This window comes from Rickettsia endosymbiont of Gonocerus acuteangulatus (assembly GCF_964026435.1).
Taxonomy (GTDB): Bacteria; Pseudomonadota; Alphaproteobacteria; order Rickettsiales; family Rickettsiaceae; genus Rickettsia.
This window is the reverse complement of record NZ_OZ032147.1, coordinates 1,087,977-1,107,608: the sequence shown is the minus strand read 5'-3', so window position 1 is coordinate 1,107,608 and position 19,632 is coordinate 1,087,977. Positions and strand designations below refer to the sequence as shown.

The window sequence follows — 19,632 nt, the reverse complement described above, 5'->3', positions numbered from 1 at the left end:
ATGAAACAGATTTTAGAAAAGTGGAACCCTGATATTAAAAGTTTAATATTTTGGAATGTTTGTAGTAAAAATACAAAAATCCGATTATTGATAGTTATTGGTGCTTTTTCTGTTCTTTTCTGTACTTTATCTTACAGGCTTATAATAGTTGCTACTAATGTTTATGATAAAAATCTCCACGCTCTAAAAAAAAATAGCCAGTTTAGAAAAGAAATAGTCGACCGTAACGATAATTTGCTTGCTGTAAACTTGCCATCTGCGTCATTATTTGCCAATCCGCAAATAGTAATTGATCCCGAAAATTCCGTAAAAAAAATAGCTGAGATTCTGCCCGATATCAACAAGGCTAAGCTACTTGCTGATCTTAAATCCAATAAAAGTTTTATATGGGTTAAAAGGGATTTATTGCCTAGTCAGCAAGAAAGAATAATGAGCCTTGGGTTGCTTGGTTTTGATTTTGAAGAAGAACAAAAGCGTATTTACACATTTTCTAACTTATCATCTCATATTGTGGGTTATGTTGGTAGGGATATGGTGGGGCTTAGTGGACTCGAACTTGCTTATGATAAATATTTAACAAATTCCGATCTTGATTTGAATAAGCCAGGAAAGCAGAAAGAGCCGCTTAAATTATCGATTGATATTAGGTTACAAAGTATTTTGAGCGAAGAGATCGACAAGACCTTAAAGCAATTTAGTGCTATAGGAGCGGTGGGTATTATTGCGAATCCTAATAATGGTGAGATTCTAGCTTTAGTTAGTAAACCGGATTTTGATCCTCATTATCCAAGTGCTGCAAAGCCTCAACAGCTTTTTAATATGGCAAGTCTTGGGATTTATGAAATAGGTTCGGTGTTTAAGTCTTTGACTATGGCAGTTGGTTTTGATACCGGTGCGATAAATATGAATGATGCTTATGATATAAGCTATATGAAAGTCGGTGGTTTTCAGATTAAGGATTATACCCCAAGACAAGGGTGGCATAGTGTGCCGGATATTTTTCTGCATTCTTCAAATATCGGTGTAAGTCAGATTATGCTTGAAGTAGGTAAAAATAATTTCAGAAAATATTTAAAGAAATTAGGTTTGCTAGATCAATTGCAAATTGAATTGCCGGAGCGAGGTACTCCTCTTTTTCCTTCAGAAAAAAGGTGGAATGAATTAACTAGTGCTACTATGTCTTATGGTTATGGTATTTCAATTAGCCCTTTACATTTTGTTAGGGCAATGCTACCTGTTGTAAATGGCGGTATTTTATATGATCTTACTTTATTAAAAAGAAATAATGATGAAAAAGTTGAGGGGACAAGAGTATTTAGCGAGAATACTTCAAAGCAAATGAGGCAGCTATTTAGAACTGTGGTAAAAGATGGGACAGGTAAAAGGGCAGAAGTGAAAGGATATTTGATTGGCGGAAAAACCGGTACTGCTGAGAAATTATCAAGTAATGCTGGTAAAAAGAAATATCTTAAAAATAGCCGTAATACTTCATTTTTGGGATTACTGCCAGCTTCAAAGCCTGAATATGTTATCTATATTATGATTGATGAGCCAAAACCTACTAAAGAAACATTTGGCTTTGCAACAGCTGGTTGGACTGCTGCACCCACCGCTGGAAGAGTGCTTGAACGCATGATATCACTGTACGGCTTAGAGCCAATAGAGCAAATAGGGGAGGTAGTGGAGTAAAGTAATATATTGCCCCGTGGCGGCATTGTTGTGGCGTGGATCGGGAATCGTCATTGCGAGGAGGCATTGCTCGCGTGGATCATTTTCTCCTGTCATCCCGTGATTTATTCAATAGTGCTGGACAGTTATTATTCTATCTCATTCTTAGCTAGAAGCGGGAATCCAGAAAAATAAACATAAAAGCAGCAAGTTTTTTAAATAAAAAGCTCGATTTATCTCGCTTTATGCTGGATTCCCGCCTACGCGGGAATGACATATAAGGTCACCTATACCTGAAAAAAATATAACATTTTTTTAAAAATGTCCGATACTATAGATTTATTCACGGGAGCCAGCTAAAAAATACTAATAAGATTAGTATTTTTTATTATTTTCTGGATCTAGTTCCCAAGCAACTAGATGATACCGAGAGCGTTTTTCGATACACGCAGGCAATGCCCTCTCGCAATGACGGGGAAACTGAAGCCGAGTCTAATAAACATTTTTTAGAGGTTCATATTTATGCAAAATCAAAATACTGATTATAGCCCTGTTATTGAAGAACTTAAAAAAGCTTATAAGAACTATATTATAACCAAAGATGCATTAATAGAGGTTGGCACATTTGGTATAACTGTTGGAACTTTAGGATTAATTTCGTTTTTCGGAACTGTAATGGTGGGATCATTAATGCTTGGTTCTGTTTTGGCTATAGGGAAAGCTAAAGAGGCATATAAAAAAGAATTATTCAATGCTCTTTCTATGAAAATGCAAGGACTAAGTAGAACAAAACCTATAAATTTTCTGCCCAAATTTCATTGGGGGTTTTATAACCAAAAATCTTTCTTGGCATGTTATTTAAAATCTCAGCAACATTGTCAAGACCTCTTTGTGTAACGGTAGTAATATCTGTATTTTTAGGTAAAATTCTATGAATCATAGAATTCATTTTTTCTACTAATGCTTTTTGTCTAGGGCGGTATGGATCACAAAAGAAAGTTTGAAACCCAGATAGTCTATAGGCAACATGCCCCACAAACTCTTTGCCATTATCCATAGTAATAGTCTTTCTCACACTATTTGGAAGAGTTTTTATCTTTCTTAAAAAACCATTGGTAACTGTTGTAGCTCTCTTGGAGTTATTCAGCACTAAAATAATCTTTTGACTCTTTTTATCCACCAGTGCACCAATATTCATACTTTGATTACCTTTATGAAATGTAAGATCTGCCTCAAAATTCCCTACTTCTACCTTTTTCGTAGCTATTGCATCACGCTGATGTATTGAGATCCTTTGTGGTATAATGATCCTTTGACGCCTCTTCCCTCTTTCTTGCCTTTTATATCTTTTAGAAGGTAAATAGCTATATAACTTTAATTTAGCTGCTACTGCAGAAGTGTAAACAAATCTATATATACTTTCTGTACTGATACACAAAGCTGTATTTTTGTCTAGTTTTAACTTTCCGGCTATAGCATCCGGCGACCATTTCTTGCGAATCATAGCATTTTTAATATAATCTAATAACATAGGGTTCTTTTCTATTTTTAATAACTCAAAACTTACGCTATGAGTAAAAAAGTGATAAATTATTGTAAAAATAATTAAACATGTCAAAGAGGATAAAGTTGCAAGCAATACCAATTAATAGGACAGATTATTGTCAATTTTTAATAGTTAGCCAAAAGAATTATAGTTTAACCTACTACGCTGAACATGCAAAGAAATGTAGTCATGATGTTATTAATAGATTTTTAAAGAATAAAAAATATACACCTTCTTTGTTATGGGAACACATCAAGAATGATGTTATTTTTTCATCTAATGGATATACAATATTTGATGATACGGTTTTAAATAAAAGGAATACGAAGCAAATAGAAATTGCAAGATCGCAGTACAGTGGAGCTACAGGTAGAGTTACTAAAGGTATAGGAGTAGTGAGTCTGGTATATTATAACCCTGATATTAATAAGTTTTGGGTAATAGATTATCGAATTTTTGCACCTGATCATGATGGAGCAACAAAACTAGAACACCTATTAAACATGTTAAATAATGCTGTTTATAGCAAGAAGATTCCTTTTCAAACAGTACTTTTTGACACATGGTATTCTACACACAAAATTATGCAACATGTTGACTCTCTGGGGAAATATTATTATGCCCCTATTAAAGCCAATAGAAACGTTAGTAAAACACACGATTCTAAACCTTATAAAGCTGTAAAAGAGTTGACATTTTCAGATGAAGAGATCAGGCATGGAGTAGAGATTCATATAAAAGGCTTTGCTAAAAATAAGCATGTTAATTTGTTTAAATTTACTGTTCCTACCAACAGAGTTGAGTATGTTGTTACCAATAACAAAACTCAAAAATCTTCTAAAGCTGCACAAGATGAGTGTGGCTTTCGATGGGTAATTGAGAGCATGCACAGAGAAATTAAGCAACTTACTGGGATAGAACGTTGTCAATGCAGGAAACAGCGTATTCAACGTAATCATATTAGTTGGGCATTTTTAGTTTGGGCATTTCTCAAAAGGACTGCAAATACAATCGGTAAAACGGTTTACCAAATAAAGTTAGGGCTTTTAGATGACTATATGCAACAACAGCTGCGTTCTCCATCTTTACGATATTTAGAACCAAACATAGCGTAAGTTTTGTTGTAAATATGCTTGAGGGGATGGTCTATTCTGGGTTATCTGAAGTTACTGCTGAAGATGTAATGCATTTAATGGGGTGTCATTGTCAATTAAAAAGGGACCAGTAAATTGCACGAAAAAGGAACCACTATATTTAAAAATTTTTATGCCATATTACCTCCAGATTTATAGTTATTAATACGATAACTTTTACCTTTTATGTTTAGTATATGAGCATGATGTACCACTCGATCAATAATTGCATGAGTTAATACTTCATCAGCAAATATTTCATTCCATTTTTCAAAATCCTTGTTTGTGGTAATAATGGTAGATTTATTTTCATATCGTTTAGCAATAATATTAAAAAAGTCTTCTACTGAATGTTTTGGCAATTGCTTAAACCCGAGCTCATCAAGAATTAATAAATCAAACGATAGGAGTAATTTAACCTTTTTGTGATAACTATTATCTGCTCTTGCAATATGTAAATTATAAAGCATATCCGATACCGTAGTAAAATATACAGAGTATTCTCGTGTTAAAGCTTTTAATGCTAGCCCAATGGCAAGATGAGTTTTCCCAGTTCCTGAATCACCTATGAATATTACATTTCCCTTAGTATTAATATAATCACAAGTTGATAAATCACTTATTACTTTGGCATCAACACTTGGTTGGAAATTAAAATCAAAGTCTTCTAAATTTTTAGTTACCGGCAATTTAGCAGCACTTTTACGGCGACGGTAATTATTATCCTTACGGTTAGATTTTTCATCTTCACATAATAGTGATAGAAATTCTTTAAATCCTAGTTTATTATTTTGAGCATAAATAATCCTTTCATTTAAACTATTGACTATACCTGATAATCTAAAGCTTCGTAGGTCATTAAATAAGTTCTGCATTATTACCTCCAAACTCTGGTAATGGTAAGTTTACTGCATTACTATTTAAAATATTCTTAATTTTAGAGTAAGAACTTATACCATAATGTAGTGCTCTATGACAGGCTTTATCTATTAAGTCATCATTGTAAACCTTACGTAAAGAAATGATACCTCGTGCACAACGTTGCCAATCATTCACTCTTGTTTGTTGTAATGATTCTAATAATAAACTGCAATTATTCCCTATCTGCTGCATTTGTTGTTGATAATGTTCACTATATTCTATAAAACCTGGGCATAGACGTTTGTATTTAGCATAATGAGACGGATTAGTGGTAAATATCCCCTTGCCCTCTGTTCTAACGTGTCTTGCTATTAAATCATTTTGTATAGAAAATATTTGAACAAGTTTTGGGGACAATTGTACCATTACCTCACTGTATATATATTTTGCTGGTACAGAGTAATAATTATTATCTATGGTAATATGACAATCTTTTGCTACTTTTCGATTATGCCAAGATGACAAATCAAAAGTTTCTAATGGTAAAGGAATCAAACTACTTCTTTCCTCTTGCTCAAACAGTTCTCTAGGTATTCTCTTAGTAGTACCATGTATTCGGCTATTGGCCTTATTTAACCAATTTGCAAGACCATTTGTTAATTCTTCATATCTATCAAATTTACGACCAGCAAAAAAATTATTTTTAACGTATTTTATTCCCGACTCAACTTTGCCTTTTTCTTGCGGTTGATACACTCGACAAGGAGAAAGTAAAATTCCATAATGATCGGCTAAGCACTTATATTCCTTCTGATATACTGGCTCATAAAAATTGGCATCTACTACTCCAGCTTTAAGATTATCAAGTTTTATTACTTTTGGACTACCAGCAAAATAATTAAATGCATTGATATGACATTGAATCCATGTTTGACAACTTTGATCAAACACTACTTCATAATAATCAAGGCGACTATAGCTTAAACGCATATTAAATACATATGCTTTAACTCTACGCCCTTTAGAATTATACTGTAAGCCTATGTCACCAAAATCTACTTGTGCTTCCTCTCCTGCTAAAGTATGAAAACGAATGCAACTGTTATCCTTAATTTTATATTTTTTGATATAACGGGTCAAAGAAGTATAACTGCTTGTATAACCTTGATTTTTTAACTCCTCAAAAATTCTTATGTAACTCAGATTTTTTTCTAATAACTCAATTATTTTTTCGTGCCAAAAATCCAAAACTGAAGATCGTTCATAGATTGCTGGGGATTCTGTACCAGCCTCTACATAGCGGTTTATTATTTTTCGTACTGTTTTGCGGTCTGTTCTTGTTAGTTTGGCAATATTCCTTTGACTATTGCCTTGTTTATAAAGGGTGATAATTGTTGTATACATATTTATTCTTATCATTGTATCACTAGATATTTACTTGCTTAATTATCTAGTGAATATTGCACATTAACCTTATTAGGTCACACCAACTTCTCTGGTCCCTTTTTCGTGCAATTTACTGGTCCCTTTTATTTTAGCAATGACAATGGGGCATGAAAGTATAGTTGTGTAAAGTGTTATCAGTGTCATGCCATGGCTTGGAAACTAGATTCTAATGTCATTCCCGCGTAGGCGGGAATCCAGAAATAAAAAACATAAATACAGCAAGTTTTAAAAATTAAAAGCTTAGGTATCTCGCTTTATGCTGGATTCCCGCCTACGCGGGAATGACATTAGAGCTGCAACAACCTGGGTACAAGCAACTAAATGACACCGATATACTTCTCAATCTATGCGAGAATGACCTCTTTCTAAACCTTAACCAATATATGTCTTTTCTTACCAGCGGAGAGTTTAATAATATTATTCTCAAGTAAGAAAGTAGTATTAATTACCATATTTTCATCTGTAACTAATTCATCGTTTATCTTAGCTCCTTTTCCTCTTATAAGCTTACGTGCTTCAGATTTAGAGGTAGCAAGCCCAGCTTCATGAAATAGCTCAAATGCAGTAATGCCTGCTTGTAACATTTCCGGCTCTAAAACTATTGTAGTTAAATTTTCGTCAATTTGTCCTTGTTCAAATATTTTTACTGCAGTCTCTAAAGTGGTCTTGGCTTCTTGCTCTCCATGACAAAGTTTAGTCAATTCATAAGCAAGTTGCTTTTTAGCGGCATTAATATCCGTATTTGCTAAATTTTCAAATGCTGTAAGCTCTTCACTTGTTAGCTCACTATATAATTTAGCAAATCTAACCACGTCAGCATCTTCGCAATTACGCCAATATTGGTAATAATCATATGGGCTTAGCATATCTTCGTTAAGCCATACAGCACCTGCAGCCGTCTTACCCATTTTAGTACCTGAAGCGGTTGTAAGTAACGGCGTTGTCATACCAAACACTTCTTTGCTACTTATTTTGCGAGTTAAATCCGCCCCCATTACGATATTACCCCACTGATCACTACCACCAAGTTGCAGACTACAATTATAATGTTTGCTTAAATAGTAAAAATCATAGGCTTGCAGCAACATATAGTTAAACTCCAAAAAACTTAAATGTTGCTCCCGCTCTAGCCTTAACTTTACTGAATCCATAGTTAGCATGCGGTTGACAGAAAAATGGCTGCCGAAATCTCGCAGGAAATCTAGATAATGAAGTGAATCTAACCACTCTGCATTATCTAGCATGATAGCATCGCTTTCACCATCACCAAATCTAATAAATTTTGACAAGGATTTTTTGATACCTTCAGCATTTTTTGCTATATCTTCTTTAGTTATAGTTTTACGTGCTTCATCTTTGCCTGATGGATCACCGATTTTACTCGTACCACCGCCTATAATCACTATTGGCTTATGCCCGTGTTTCTGAAGTAATCGCAGTATCATTATCTGCATTAAATTACCAATATGTAGCGATGTTGCAGTGCAGTCAAAGCCAATATAAGCAGCGATCTTACTTTCTTTAGTTATACTGGTTAAACGCTCTAAATCGGTACATTGGTGGAAATATCCTTTATTTATAAATTCTTCTATAAAAGTCATATTATTAATTTCAAAAGCCATTAAACCACGCAGTTTGGTATATATTAAGTAAATTGTCAATATTCAAGAGTGTCATTTAGTTAATAATTTTATATTTATAATATATTTTAACTTAAATTAATTTTAATTAACTTGTTAGCATTTTTAAATAATGATTTAATTAAATAAACTTAATAAGGAATTTTGATATGTCAAAAGATAGTGATGGAAAAGGAAATACGCTTACTAAGGAACAAAAAGAAAAAATTATCTTAGAAAGATTAGAATATGTTGAAAAAGATATAAAAAATTTAGAAAATTTTGCAGCAGGTCAATTTGCAAATAAAGTTAAAGCTAACAAAAAACCAATCGACGTAAAGGATGAAGAGTTTCAAAAGGAATTAAACGCAACAATAGAAAAGGAAAAGAATCAGCAAAGTAAAACTGGAGGGGTAAATGCGGTAATAAGCCTTAAAGCAACTTTAACAGATTTGAGGGAGTATTTAGTAGAAAAAGGCGTTCTTCCAGCGGTTTCTGATGGAAAAGATTTTGAAGAATTTCCTGCAATAAAAGAAAGAATAAATAATTATGATAAAGAATTTAGAGAAAAGTTTTCAACTAATGAAAAAGTGAATGCCGCAGTAAAAAATCGTGTTGAATATGAAATTATAAATGAATCTTTGGATTTTAAAGAATTGAAAAATGATCAATATATACCATTAGATAAAGAAGCCAATAAAATACTTACTAATCAAATATCTAATGAAGTAAAAATACCTGAAGAGCTTTATGAAAAAATCATGAAAGGTAATGAACAACTTAGATCAAAATTAATATATCAAATAATTAGACCTGAAGTAGAAAAAGCTTTTGGTAATCCTAAATTTAATTTTACTCAAGATGGTTATGATTATGAAATAACCACTTTAGATAATTCCAAATTAACGCCAGAAAATATAACAAATTTTAAAAACTCATTAAATGATAAACTTGAAAAAGTCAATGATAAGTTAATGGCGACAGAAAAATTAATGGATAACGTTAAGGCACAAAATCCTGATCTTACCGATACTCAGATTGAGCAATTTGAAAAAGCTTTATCTAAATTAGACACCAAAAATTTAACCCAGCATAAAGATACATTGGTAAATACGATAAATGAAACAAGTAAAACCAAACTTGGATTTGCTGAAAAAATTTACACCATGGTTACCGGAAAAGATCAAGAAGTATATCTAAACAATAAAATAGATGAAATATTGAATAAGAGACTTTCTAGCATTATTAGCTCTCAAACTCCTAGTGTTCAAAGTCCAAGTTCTCAAAGTGCTAATATTAAGCAAGTTTTAAACAGCCCAACAAGTAATTTTACCAAAACAAAAGAAATGCAAAAATCCATGAATAGAGGGAGTATTATAACTATAACCTAATTTATTAAGCAATCTTGATATCGTACTTGCAGATACTTTTTGACTCCAGTTATTAGCTAGCTCCATGGTGGTTTTATCAAAATTTAATTCTATAAATTTTTTAAATCCCTCTATGTCTCTTATATTCTACGATGTCCTGTATGATAACCACTTTTTGCTTTGACATCCCCAGTTTGTTTCTTTAATTTTTTCCACTCTATTATAGTCTTCCTACTAATAGAGTATATCTCTGAAGTCTCTTTTATTGTTTTACCATCTGTTAAACTTTTTATTACTCGTATTCTTAAATCGTATGAATATGCCTTTGCCATAAGTTTTTCATTTAGTATAATCCAACTCATACTATAAGTCACTACCTTATCGCATTAAGCTATACTTCTCTAGTGCTTCAAAACATTTTGCAAATGCTGGTCAAGCTGCAGCAAATTGTGGTATTTACGCTGGTTTAACAGCTACTTATGGTGGTAAAGCAATGTTTCAAGGTGTACTTGGGCTTTGTGCTTATAAAGAATTTGCTGGTGAAGTAATGACCGGTCATGCTTTTGGTTTTGCTATGCCTAAAGTTTTAAGTGGATTAGTAGCAGGTGTTGCTGGGGCAATTTACCATCACCCAACAGCTTGTTATGGCAACTTTTGTTACAGCAGCAATTTTAACTTCACCAGAAAATGCATACGAAACTGTAAAAAATGCAGCATTTACAGGTTTAGAAGCAGCACATTTCGTATACGAAATACTGCAGGTATAGCATAAGTCATTAAGGTACTGACAGAGCGAGAGTATCATGTTATAGTAAGCAAATATTAACAAGCATGTAAAGAGATATGGCACGAGCATATGCAATAGAACTAAGACTAAGAGTTATAAAAGCTGTAGAAGCAGGGATACGAATAAGTAAGGTAAGTAAATTATTTAATGTAAGTCGTGATACTATATATAAATGGAAAAAATTAAAAGATAAGCAAGGTACTTTAGAAGCAGCAACTGGTTATCAGAAAGGACATAGTCATAAGATAAAAGATTCAGAATCTTTTAAAGAATTTTTTAAAGCTAATATGAATAAAACATCAAAGGAGTTAGCAAAGCAATGGGGTAATATTGCATCTGTAACTATTTTAAGACAAATCAGAAAACTTGGCTATAGCTATAAACAAAACTCATTTTCATCCGAAAAGAGATATTAAATCTCTTTTGGGTATATTCCCCGCCGCTTGCGGCGTAATATGGCGGAATGAGCAAATATATACATAAAAGTCATAATGTTACGGTACTGCTGTATCACATGGTATTTCCAGCAAAATATCGCCGAGCAGTGTTTGACGTATCAGTTGATCAAGTATTACGAGAAATATGTTTAGAGATAGAAAAGAGATATCAAATAAAATTTTTAGAAATAGGGGTTGATGAAGATCATGTCCATTTTTTGGTACAATCTGTACCAACCTATAGCGTAACAAAAATAGTAACAACAATTAAAAGTGTTACAGCTCGTCAAATATTTAGACAGTGTCCACAGGTAAAGAAACAATTATGGGGTGGAGAATTTTGGACTGATGGATATTTTACGAGTACGGTAGGTAAGCATTGAAATGAGAATATGATAGGAAAATACGTAAAAAACCAAGGCAAGGAATATCAGAAACTGCATGAGGATCATCAGCTAGCTTTCTTCTAAAATACCCCGCTGCTTGCGGCGGGGATTACTTTTATTTAAGAAATGAATTTATAGCAAAGATACAAACCATCACAAAAGACAAATTAGTATATCTTGATGAATCTGGAATAGAGGATAATGCTTGCAAAGAGTATGGATGGAGCATTATAGGACAAAGGTGTTATGGAGAAAAGGTGTATCAACATAAATTTAGAATAAGTATGATAGCTGGTCTTTGTAATGGTAATCTTATTGCTCCTGTAATATTTGAAGGTAATTGTAATACAGAAGTCTTTAAAACTTATATTAGGGATGTATTAATTACAGAATTACAACCTGGGCAAACCGTTATTATGGATAACATTAATTTTCATAAAAATTCTAAAGTTAAAGAGTTCATTGAATCCGTTGGTTGTACCATATTGTATTTACCAACTTACTCTCCTGATTTAAATCCTATAGAGCATTACTGGTTTAAGATAAAAAATGAAATTAGGAAAGTTGTAGGAGATTTTGAAACATTTTATGATGCTGTTTTTAATACTATTAAATTGTCAGTATCTTAATGATTTATGCTATATAGCAAACGGAGTAGCAGGAATATGTAATCTTGTTTACGAAAACTTACCAAGCCACAGTGAAGTATCTACTATAGCATATGTAATAGACAGTAATGCACTAGAATTAGTTGGTAATGGTATGCTTGAGTATAACGTATAATAACAATATAGTAATCTTATAATCGCTGTTTAAGCTCAGCGATTATAAGAAACGTATTATTTCCTTATCGTCATTGTAAGAAGAAACTGAAAGTTCGACGAAGCAATCTCAGGAGTAATTAGTACTGTTTCATGAGATTGCCACGTCGTCTATGACTCCTCGCAATGACGATTTGGAAGCTACTTAAGTCTTCACAATCCTTTTAATCTCTTAGTCACTTCAACTATTCTTTTTCCAAATAAATTAGCAGTTAGTAAATCACCTTTTGTAGGAGCGATATTAGGGGTGGATTTATGATTTGATTGTGTCATAAGACCGGACCAGCTACCTAATCGGTTAGTTTTATCATGGTCAGGCATCTCATGATCAGCAAATTGTGGGGCAGATTCAGCTTGTCCAACCCAAATCATACAATGTTGCATTGCAAAATGAAATAGCTGCTGGATACTGCAAAGTTTATCGCCTGAATAAGAAGCAGAATTAGTAAAGCCTGCTGCTATTTTGTTTTTCCATTTTTTATCGTTCCATTTTATCGAAGTAGAATCCATAAATGTTTTAAACGGACCTGTTAAGTGAAAATACTATAAGTAAGTAGAACAAAACTTATTTAAAATAATAAGATTTTAAATAGGTAATGATGAACAGAAAATATAGACACTTATCTCGCGAAGAGAGATATGAAATAAAAAGAATGTATGACCTAGGAGTCAGTATTAACAAGATAGCACAACATCTTACGAGGTCTAAAAGCACTATTAGTATGGAGCTAAAAAGAAATAAAGTAAAAGGTAAGTATATGCCTTGTGTTGCTCAGGAACAATATAAAAAAAGGATGCATCAGCAAGAGTTATTAAAAATAGAGAAGTTACCTATTTTGTTAAATTATATCAAAAATGCTATGATTCACAAGAAATGGTCACCGGATGCTATAGTCGGAAAGTTAAAACTGGACAAAAATACAGCTTGTTGTATCAGTACAGAAAGTATATATAGATTCGTCTACACTTCTGCAGTAGCAGCTAAATTAAAGTTATATAGCTATTTACCGTCTAAAAGATATAAAAGGCAAGAAAGGGGGACAAGGCATCAAAGGATCATTATACCACAAAGGATCTCAATACATCAGCGTGATGCAATAGCAATGCAAAAGCTAGAAGTAGGGCATTTTGAGGCAGATCTTACATTTCATAAAGGTAATCAAAGTATGAATATCGGTGTGCTGGTGGATAAAAAGAGTCAAAAGATTATTTTAGTGCTGAATAACTCCAAGAGAGCTAAAACAGTTATCACTGGGTTTTTAAAAAAGATCAAAACGCTGCCAAGTAGTGTTAGAAAGACTATTACTATGGATAATGGCAAAGAGTTTGTAGGGCATCTTGCTTATAGACTATCTGGGTTTCAAACTTTCTTTTGTGATCCATACCGCCCTAGACAAAAAGCACTAGTGGAGAAAATGAATTCTATGATTCATAGAATTTTACCTAAAAATACAGATATTACAACCGTTACACAAAGAGGTCTTGACAATATTGCTGAGATTTTAAATAACATGCCAAGAAAGATTTTTGGTTATAAAACCCCCAATGAAATTTGGGCAGAAAATTTATAGGTTTTGTTCTACTTAGTCCTTGAATTTTCAAAGCTTCCCATATAAGTCGGAGCTCCAAAAATAATAGCATCTGCATTATCTAATAAACTCCAATCTACATTATCGGGTTTATCTTTGCTTATTTGAATTAAAGAGGTTTCTGCTCCTGCTTCTTTTACGCTTTTATTTATTTCTTCGGCTACTTTAACAGTATGACCATATCCGCTATAATATACGATAGCTACTTTAACCATTCTATTCTCCTTTAAGTGTTAATGACTCCGATGTGTCATTCCGTGGCTTGTCTAGCGTTGTTGCGTGACTCCTATGTCATTCCTAGCTAAAAGCGGGAATCCAGAAAAAAACATAAATACGACAAGTTTTTAGAATTAAAAGCTCGATTCTATATCGCTTTATGCCTGGATTCCCGCCTACGCGGGAATGACACCGAAAACGCTCCTTGACCCATGCAACAAGCCACGGGGTAACAATGGACGTTCTATAAATTCACTACAAATTCGGCTTCCGTTTTGGATCTTATTTCTTCAACAGTAACGTCTTCAGCTTTTTTAGAAAGTATCATCTCTTTATCAATATCAAAAATTCCAAGATCGGTAATTACTCTATTAACTACTCTAGCACCTGTTAACGGAAAGTTACATTCTTTTAATAATTTAGCACCGCCATTTTTGGCATTATGTTCCATTATAACCAAAACTTACGCTATGTTTGGTTCTAAATATCGTAAAGATGGAGAACGCAGCTGTTGTTGCATATAGTCATCTAAAAGCCCTAACTTTATTTGGTAAACCGTTTTACCGATTGTATTTGCAGTCCTTTTGAGAAATGCCCAAACTAAAAATGCCCAACTAATATGATTACGTTGAATACGCTGTTTCCTGCATTGACAACGTTCTATCCCAGTAAGTTGCTTAATTTCTCTGTGCATGCTCTCAATTACCCATCGAAAGCCACACTCATCTTGTGCAGCTTTAGAAGATTTGTGAGTTTTGTTATTGGTAACAACATACTCAACTCTGTTGGTAGAAACAGTAAATTTAAACAAATTAACATGCTTATTTTTAGCAAAGCCTTTTATATGAATCTCTACTCCATGCCTGATCTCTTCATCTGAAAATGTCAACTCTTTTACAGCTTTATAAGGTTTAGAATCGTGTGTTTTACTAACGTTTCTATTGGCTTTAATAGGGGCATAATAATATTTCCCCAGAGAGTCAACATGTTGCATAATTTTGTGTGTAGAATACCATGTGTCAAAAAGTACTGTTTGAAAAGGAATCTTCTTGCTATAAACAGCATTATTTAACATGTTTAATAGGTGTTCTAGTTTTGTTGCTCCATCATGATCAGGTGCAAAAATTCGATAATCTATTACCCAAAACTTATTAATATCAGGGTTATAATATACCAGACTCACTACTCCTATACCTTTAGTAACTCTACCTGTAGCTCCACTGTACTGCGATCTTGCAATTTCTATTTGCTTCGTATTCCTTTTATTTAAAACCGTATCATCAAATATTGTATATCCATTAGATGAAAAAATAACATCATTCTTGATGTGTTCCCATAACAAAGAAGGTGTATATTTTTCATTCCTTAAAAATCTATTAATAACATCATGACTACATTTCTTTGCATGTTCAGCGTAGTAGGTTAAACTATAATTCTTTTGGCTAACTATTAAAAATTGACAATAATCTGTCCTATTAATTGGTATTGCTTGCAACTTTATCCTCTTTGACATGTTTAATTATTTTTACAATAATTTATCACTTTTTTACTCATAGCGTAAGTTTTGATTATTTTAAATAAGTTTTGTTCTACTTACTTATAGTATTTTCAGTTGGTTCAGGCGGTTATAAAACAGCAGGATTTATAGAGGGTATGCCTTTAAAATCTTCAGCTATAGTTAGAGCAGGTCTAAAACTGGATTTATAAGCCTTTTCTTTTAAAAGTAGTATTACATACTCCTTTTAAAAGAAGATTAAAATAATGAGTACCAGAGATGAAAAGCGGTTTCCATCTCTGGTACAAATTAAATAATTATTTTTTATTATTCTTAAGTGGTATATATAATCATAATATTAAATAATGATATATAATTATATATGCTAACTATTCTAGAGAAATTTTTATTTTCCCCCATCAAAGCTTTTATTAATATTCGTGAAGATACTGCAGCTGCCCTTAAAAGGCTTGGTATTAGTAATATTCGTGATTTGCTATTTTATTCTCCTGTTTCTTATCAAACAAAAACATTATCACCTAATCTAACAGAGGTTAAAGAGGGGGATTTAATCCAAGTAGAAGTAATAATTGAAAGCGTTAATCTACCTAATAAAAGCCATCAGCCGCTAAGAATTACAGCAAGTAATGATACAGGTTCATTTCTATTAGTATTTTTTCATAAACCACCACCATTTATTTTTAATAAACTGAAAGTTGGAACTAAGCATATTATTAGTGGTAAAGTACAGTTTTTTGATCATCACTTACAAATTTCTCATCCTGAATTTATTGTTAATCCTAAGCTTACAAAGGAACTAGAGCCTATTTATTCTTTGACATATTTAATTAGTAATAAACAGTTATATTCATATATCATAAAAGCAATAGATATGTTTGAAGAGAAATGTAAGAATGTGCAGGATAAAGAGGTAAAGGAATATTTGGATGAAGTGCTAGAGAGTTTAAAGGGGTTGCATGCTCTTCATCATTGCGAAGATTTGTCATTCTGTGGCTCTCAGTGTCATCCCCGCAAAAGCGGGGATCCAGAAAAAAAAGTACTGGATTCCCGCCGTTGCTGGAATGACATAAAAGGAAGCGGGAATGAAATAAAGAGTAACCTAGCAGCTAAAGAACTCATTGCCAATCAAATATCTCTTTTTAAGGCACGTACGCAAATAGTAGGAAAACATGGTAATATAAGCAGAGCAGGTTCAAGCTAGTATACTAAATAGTCTTGGGTTTGAGTTAACTTCTTATCAGCAGCAAGTAATAGAAGAGATAGAGAAAGATCAGGCTAGCGGCATTGAGATGATGAGATTACTACAAGGTGATGTTGGATCAGGTAAAACTTTAATAGCACTGCTTACTATGACGAATGTAGCAGTTGCAGAGTTTCAGGCAACATTAATGGCACCGACTGATCTACTTGCCAATCAGCATTATGAGTTTTTTGTTAGAGCTTTGAAAAATACTGGTATAAAAATTGGATTACTTACGGGTAAAATACTCGGCTCGACTAGAAAAAATATTATGATGCAGCTTGAAAATGGTGAAATTGATATATTAATTGGCACTCACGCTTTATTTCAGGAAAAGGTAAGTTTTAAGAAACTCGGTTATATAGTGATAGATGAGCAGCATAGATTTGGCGTACAGCAAAGACTTGATCTAATAAATAAAGGTAAAAATCCTGATGTTTTAGTTATGACCGCAACACCAATTCCAAGAAGCCTTGCCCTCACTATGTTTGGGGATATGACTATATCTAAGCTCCAAGGAAAGCCCAAAAATCGTCTGCCTATTGCTACAAACACTATGTCTATCAATAAAATCGAACATATTTTAGAAGCGATAAATAAGAAGCTTGTTGCAGGCGAGCGAATATATTGGATATGTCCATTGATAGAGCAGGACGATAAAGAAAAAACGGAAGAAGATAGACTATTAATGGATGTAATGAATCGTTTTAATTCGATTGAGAATGTTTATGCAGAATGCAGCGGTATTATATTCATGGTAAAATGAACAATGAGCAAAAAGATGCTGTAATGAAGCAATTTAAGGATGGTGAAATTAAGATATTAGTTGCAACAACCGTTATTGAAGTTGGGATAGATGTACCTGAAGCAACATTAATTATTATCGAAAATGCCGAGCGTTTCGGGCTTGCTCAGCTCCATCAGCTGAGAGGTAGAGTAGGGCGTGGTAGTTTGCAATCATATTGTATATTGCTATATAATCCTAAAAGACTTGGTAAAGTTGGGCGTGGTAGATTTGAGATAATGAAACAAACTAATGATGGGTTTTATATTGCCGAGCAGGACTTAAAACTTCGTGGTAGTGGTGAGATTTTAGGTGTAAAGCAAAGCGGTGAGATGGATTTTTTCTTCGCTGATTTAGCAAGAGATTATGACCTGTTACTTAAAGCTAATAAGTTTGCTGAAATAGGAGCAAAGGGCGATGCAGAGTTTATTGATTTCCAAATTAAACTATTTGCAAAATCGCAGATTAGCGAGTTTGTATAAATATATTATTTGCTTTTTTCTCTGAATATTGTTAGTATTACTGCGATTATACTGGCTGGGTAGCAAAGTGGTAATGCCGTGGACTGCAAATCCTCTATTCGTCGGTTCGATTCCGACCCTAGCCTCCATCTAAAATTAAAAATTTTATGGAATTTATTTCACAATTCCTAGAAATGTTACTCGCTGAGCGAGCATTATCAAAAAATTCCATACTTAGTTATAAGCGTGATTTATTAGATTTTCATAATTATCTTACCAAACAAAAATTATCAGAATTAAATATTACTACAGAAAATGTTAGAAATTGGATTGAATATCTAGCAGAAAATGGTTTGCAAGCTCGTTCTATTAACCGAAAAATATCAACCATAAAAAGTTATTATGAATTTTTAATTAGTGAAAATCATACTAATTTAAATCCGCTACTAAATGTAGATTTACCAAAATATCAAAATAAACTTCCTGAAATATTAGCGATAGATGATATTAAAAAACTACTTGAATATTGTTCGCAAGATAGTTCACCTGAAGGTATCCGGCTTAATGCAATGATCCACTTGCTGTATGCTAGCGGTCTTAGAGTCTCGGAGCTGGTTAGTCTTAAGCTTAGTGATATTCTAACTAATAAAATGTCAAGAGAAGTAAAAAAAGTATTTTCTGTGCTTGGTAAAGGTAATAAAGAAAGAATTATAGTAATAAATGAGCAGGCTGTTAATAGTCTTGTTAAGTATTTAGCTGTTAGAGATAATTTTGTAAATAAAACAAAACCAAAAAATTTGATTTATTTATTTCCCTCTTCAGCTGCTGCTGGTTATATGACTAGGCAAAATTTTACTATTCTCTTAAAATCGGCTGCTCTTTATGCTGGGCTTAAGCCTGAGCATATTTCCCCGCACGTATTGCGTCATAGCTTTGCAAGCCATTTGCTTGAGGGCGGAGCGGATTTACGTGTTATTCAAGAGCTATTAGGTCATGCTGATATCTCTACTACTCAAATATATACTCATCTTCAAACCAACCATCTTAAAAAAGCATTGTTACATCATCCCCTCAGTAAAAATTAAAATACTTAACCATTGTATAAAATTCTTGCTAATATTTTTTAACTATGCATAATACGCCTTTTTGATATTCAAGGAGGATAAATGAAATTTACTAAATTTTTTTGTATAACAGTTGAGAATGATGATAATGAGTATGATATAAATTATATTGCAGAATATATAATTTATAATATTAAAAACAAGAAAATTATATTAAATATATTAAAAGTTTTACAAGAACTACAAAAACTATCAAATTTACCGAAACATATAAAACAATTATTTCTATTGAATTTAGAAAGTAAAATATCTGATGAAGGGTTACATAGTCTTAATGAAAAAATAATGGAGCATGCTATAAGTCTATCTGATTCTGAAGATCTAAGTTTTTTTCTACGCAAATCAGATGATTCTATATTACGTAACTTACTTTATTTAGAGGCAATAAGAAATAATTTTACTGCTGAACTTAATGAAGAAGGAGATCTAACAATTAATTTTCCTAATTCAATATTGCAGCTTTATAAACTACTGGTGAATAATTTTTATTTAAAAAAGTTTAAAGATGATAAAACTCAGGAAAAAATATATACAAAACTTACGCTATGTTATAGCAAATATGCTAAAAACTCTTATTACACAGCAATGTTTTATAGTGAAGCACTTCATAATATCCCTTAATTCATGG

The 19,632-nt window shown here is 32.7% G+C and carries 18 protein-coding genes, 1 tRNA gene and 4 pseudogenes; 14 read left to right on the top strand and 9 right to left on the bottom strand.

The genetic code is table 11. The annotated features are described in order from the left end of the window. Both AAGD55_RS06745 and AAGD55_RS06740 read left to right on the top strand, forming a co-directional pair. Complete coding sequence (locus tag AAGD55_RS06745) at positions 1 to 1,689, top strand: penicillin-binding protein 2 (RefSeq protein ID WP_341792540.1); 1,689 nt, start codon at positions 1 to 3, stop codon at positions 1,687 to 1,689. A 501-nt stretch (positions 1,690 to 2,190) separates the two neighbouring features. Continuing rightward, on the top strand, positions 2,191 to 2,565 hold the full coding sequence (locus AAGD55_RS06740; RefSeq protein ID WP_341790912.1) for a hypothetical protein: 375 nt from the start codon (positions 2,191 to 2,193) through the stop codon (positions 2,563 to 2,565). Here the strand turns inward: AAGD55_RS06740 and AAGD55_RS06735 are convergent. Further along, entirely contained in the window at positions 2,462 to 3,313 is an 852-nt protein-coding gene (locus AAGD55_RS06735) for an IS30 family transposase (RefSeq protein ID WP_341790911.1), read from the bottom strand. The two genes, AAGD55_RS06740 and AAGD55_RS06735, sit on opposite strands and share 104 nt — an antisense overlap. Between AAGD55_RS06735 and AAGD55_RS06730 the strand changes: the two genes are divergently transcribed. Then, positions 3,280 to 4,329 (top strand): transposase, encoded by a 1,050-nt coding sequence (locus AAGD55_RS06730; RefSeq protein WP_341790910.1) that lies wholly within the window; start codon positions 3,280 to 3,282, stop codon positions 4,327 to 4,329. The genes AAGD55_RS06735 and AAGD55_RS06730 overlap by 34 nt on opposite strands. A 149-nt stretch (positions 4,330 to 4,478) precedes the next feature. Here AAGD55_RS06730 and istB read toward each other — a convergent pair whose 3' ends face one another. The 3 genes from istB to tyrS all read right to left on the bottom strand — a co-directional run bounded on the left by istB (position 4,479) and on the right by tyrS (position 8,255). Then, entirely contained in the window at positions 4,479 to 5,222 is a 744-nt protein-coding gene (gene istB / locus AAGD55_RS06725; RefSeq protein ID WP_341790851.1) for an IS21-like element helper ATPase IstB, read from the bottom strand. Beyond that, positions 5,206 to 6,612: an IS21 family transposase gene (gene istA, locus AAGD55_RS06720; RefSeq protein WP_341790850.1), complete on the bottom strand. Its 1,407-nt coding sequence runs from the start codon at positions 6,610 to 6,612 to the stop codon at positions 5,206 to 5,208. The genes istB and istA overlap by 17 nt, the downstream gene beginning before the upstream one ends. A gap of 407 nt (positions 6,613 to 7,019) precedes the next feature. Next, entirely contained in the window at positions 7,020 to 8,255 is a 1,236-nt protein-coding gene (tyrS, locus tag AAGD55_RS06715; protein WP_341792539.1) for a tyrosine--tRNA ligase, read from the bottom strand. Positions 8,256 to 8,443: 188 nt separating this feature from the next. Between tyrS and AAGD55_RS06710 the strand changes: the two genes are divergently transcribed. Further along, the gene (locus AAGD55_RS06710; RefSeq protein ID WP_341790909.1) at positions 8,444 to 9,664 is read left to right on the top strand and encodes a hypothetical protein; all 1,221 of its coding nucleotides are present in this window, start codon (positions 8,444 to 8,446) and stop codon (positions 9,662 to 9,664) included. 119 nt (positions 9,665 to 9,783) lie between these two features. On the opposite strand, the gene AAGD55_RS06705 is transcribed toward AAGD55_RS06710, so the two are convergent. Beyond that, positions 9,784 to 10,005, bottom strand: a complete 222-nt coding sequence (locus tag AAGD55_RS06705) for an IS630 transposase-related protein (protein WP_341790908.1) — start codon at positions 10,003 to 10,005, stop codon at positions 9,784 to 9,786. A 131-nt stretch (positions 10,006 to 10,136) separates the two neighbouring features. On the opposite strand from AAGD55_RS06705, the gene AAGD55_RS06700 reads away from it, so the two are divergent. The 4 genes and pseudogenes from AAGD55_RS06700 to AAGD55_RS06685 all read left to right on the top strand — a co-directional run. Then, positions 10,137 to 10,415 (top strand): hypothetical protein, encoded by a 279-nt coding sequence (locus tag AAGD55_RS06700; RefSeq protein WP_341790907.1) that lies wholly within the window; start codon positions 10,137 to 10,139, stop codon positions 10,413 to 10,415. A gap of 71 nt (positions 10,416 to 10,486) precedes the next feature. Further along, complete coding sequence (locus AAGD55_RS06695; protein ID WP_341790906.1) at positions 10,487 to 10,846, top strand: IS630 transposase-related protein; 360 nt, start codon at positions 10,487 to 10,489, stop codon at positions 10,844 to 10,846. Between the two features lie 47 nt (positions 10,847 to 10,893). Continuing rightward, positions 10,894 to 11,337, top strand: a pseudogene (gene tnpA, locus AAGD55_RS06690) (IS200/IS605 family transposase). 35 nt (positions 11,338 to 11,372) lie between these two features. Beyond that, positions 11,373 to 11,882 (top strand): annotated as a pseudogene (locus AAGD55_RS06685) (IS630 family transposase); the annotation flags it as partial. 345 nt (positions 11,883 to 12,227) lie between these two features. Here the strand turns inward: AAGD55_RS06685 and AAGD55_RS06680 are convergent. Further along, the gene (locus AAGD55_RS06680; protein WP_341792538.1) at positions 12,228 to 12,446 is read right to left on the bottom strand and encodes a transcriptional regulator; all 219 of its coding nucleotides are present in this window, start codon (positions 12,444 to 12,446) and stop codon (positions 12,228 to 12,230) included. Positions 12,447 to 12,670: 224 nt separating this feature from the next. Between AAGD55_RS06680 and AAGD55_RS06670 the strand changes: the two genes are divergently transcribed. Continuing rightward, positions 12,671 to 13,645, top strand: coding sequence for an IS30 family transposase (locus AAGD55_RS06670; RefSeq protein ID WP_341790905.1), 975 nt, complete (start codon positions 12,671 to 12,673; stop codon positions 13,643 to 13,645). A gap of 8 nt (positions 13,646 to 13,653) precedes the next feature. On the opposite strand, the gene AAGD55_RS06665 is transcribed toward AAGD55_RS06670, so the two are convergent. The 3 genes and pseudogenes from AAGD55_RS06665 to AAGD55_RS06655 form a co-directional block, all read right to left on the bottom strand. Continuing rightward, positions 13,654 to 13,878, bottom strand: coding sequence for a flavodoxin family protein (locus AAGD55_RS06665; protein ID WP_341790904.1), 225 nt, complete (start codon positions 13,876 to 13,878; stop codon positions 13,654 to 13,656). Positions 13,879 to 14,123: 245 nt separating this feature from the next. Beyond that, positions 14,124 to 14,342: pseudogene (locus AAGD55_RS06660) on the bottom strand (CoA-transferase); the annotation flags it as partial. After that, on the bottom strand, positions 14,343 to 15,392 hold the full coding sequence (locus AAGD55_RS06655) for a transposase (RefSeq protein ID WP_341790834.1): 1,050 nt from the start codon (positions 15,390 to 15,392) through the stop codon (positions 14,343 to 14,345). 71 nt (positions 15,393 to 15,463) lie between these two features. Between AAGD55_RS06655 and AAGD55_RS06650 the strand changes: the two genes are divergently transcribed. The 5 genes and pseudogenes from AAGD55_RS06650 to AAGD55_RS06630 all read left to right on the top strand — a co-directional run bounded on the left by AAGD55_RS06650 (position 15,464) and on the right by AAGD55_RS06630 (position 19,625). Further along, positions 15,464 to 15,586, top strand: coding sequence for a hypothetical protein (locus AAGD55_RS06650; RefSeq protein WP_341790903.1), 123 nt, complete (start codon positions 15,464 to 15,466; stop codon positions 15,584 to 15,586). Positions 15,587 to 15,756: 170 nt separating this feature from the next. Then, a pseudogene (locus AAGD55_RS06645) lies at positions 15,757 to 17,901 on the top strand (ATP-dependent DNA helicase RecG). 53 nt (positions 17,902 to 17,954) lie between these two features. Continuing rightward, positions 17,955 to 18,029: transfer RNA gene (locus AAGD55_RS06640), tRNA-Cys, on the top strand. A gap of 18 nt (positions 18,030 to 18,047) precedes the next feature. Further along, positions 18,048 to 18,965, top strand: a complete 918-nt coding sequence (gene xerD / locus AAGD55_RS06635; protein ID WP_341790902.1) for a site-specific tyrosine recombinase XerD — start codon at positions 18,048 to 18,050, stop codon at positions 18,963 to 18,965. 81 nt (positions 18,966 to 19,046) lie between these two features. Next, positions 19,047 to 19,625, top strand: coding sequence for a DUF5410 family protein (locus AAGD55_RS06630; protein ID WP_341790901.1), 579 nt, complete (start codon positions 19,047 to 19,049; stop codon positions 19,623 to 19,625). Positions 19,626 to 19,632 lie beyond the last annotated feature (7 nt).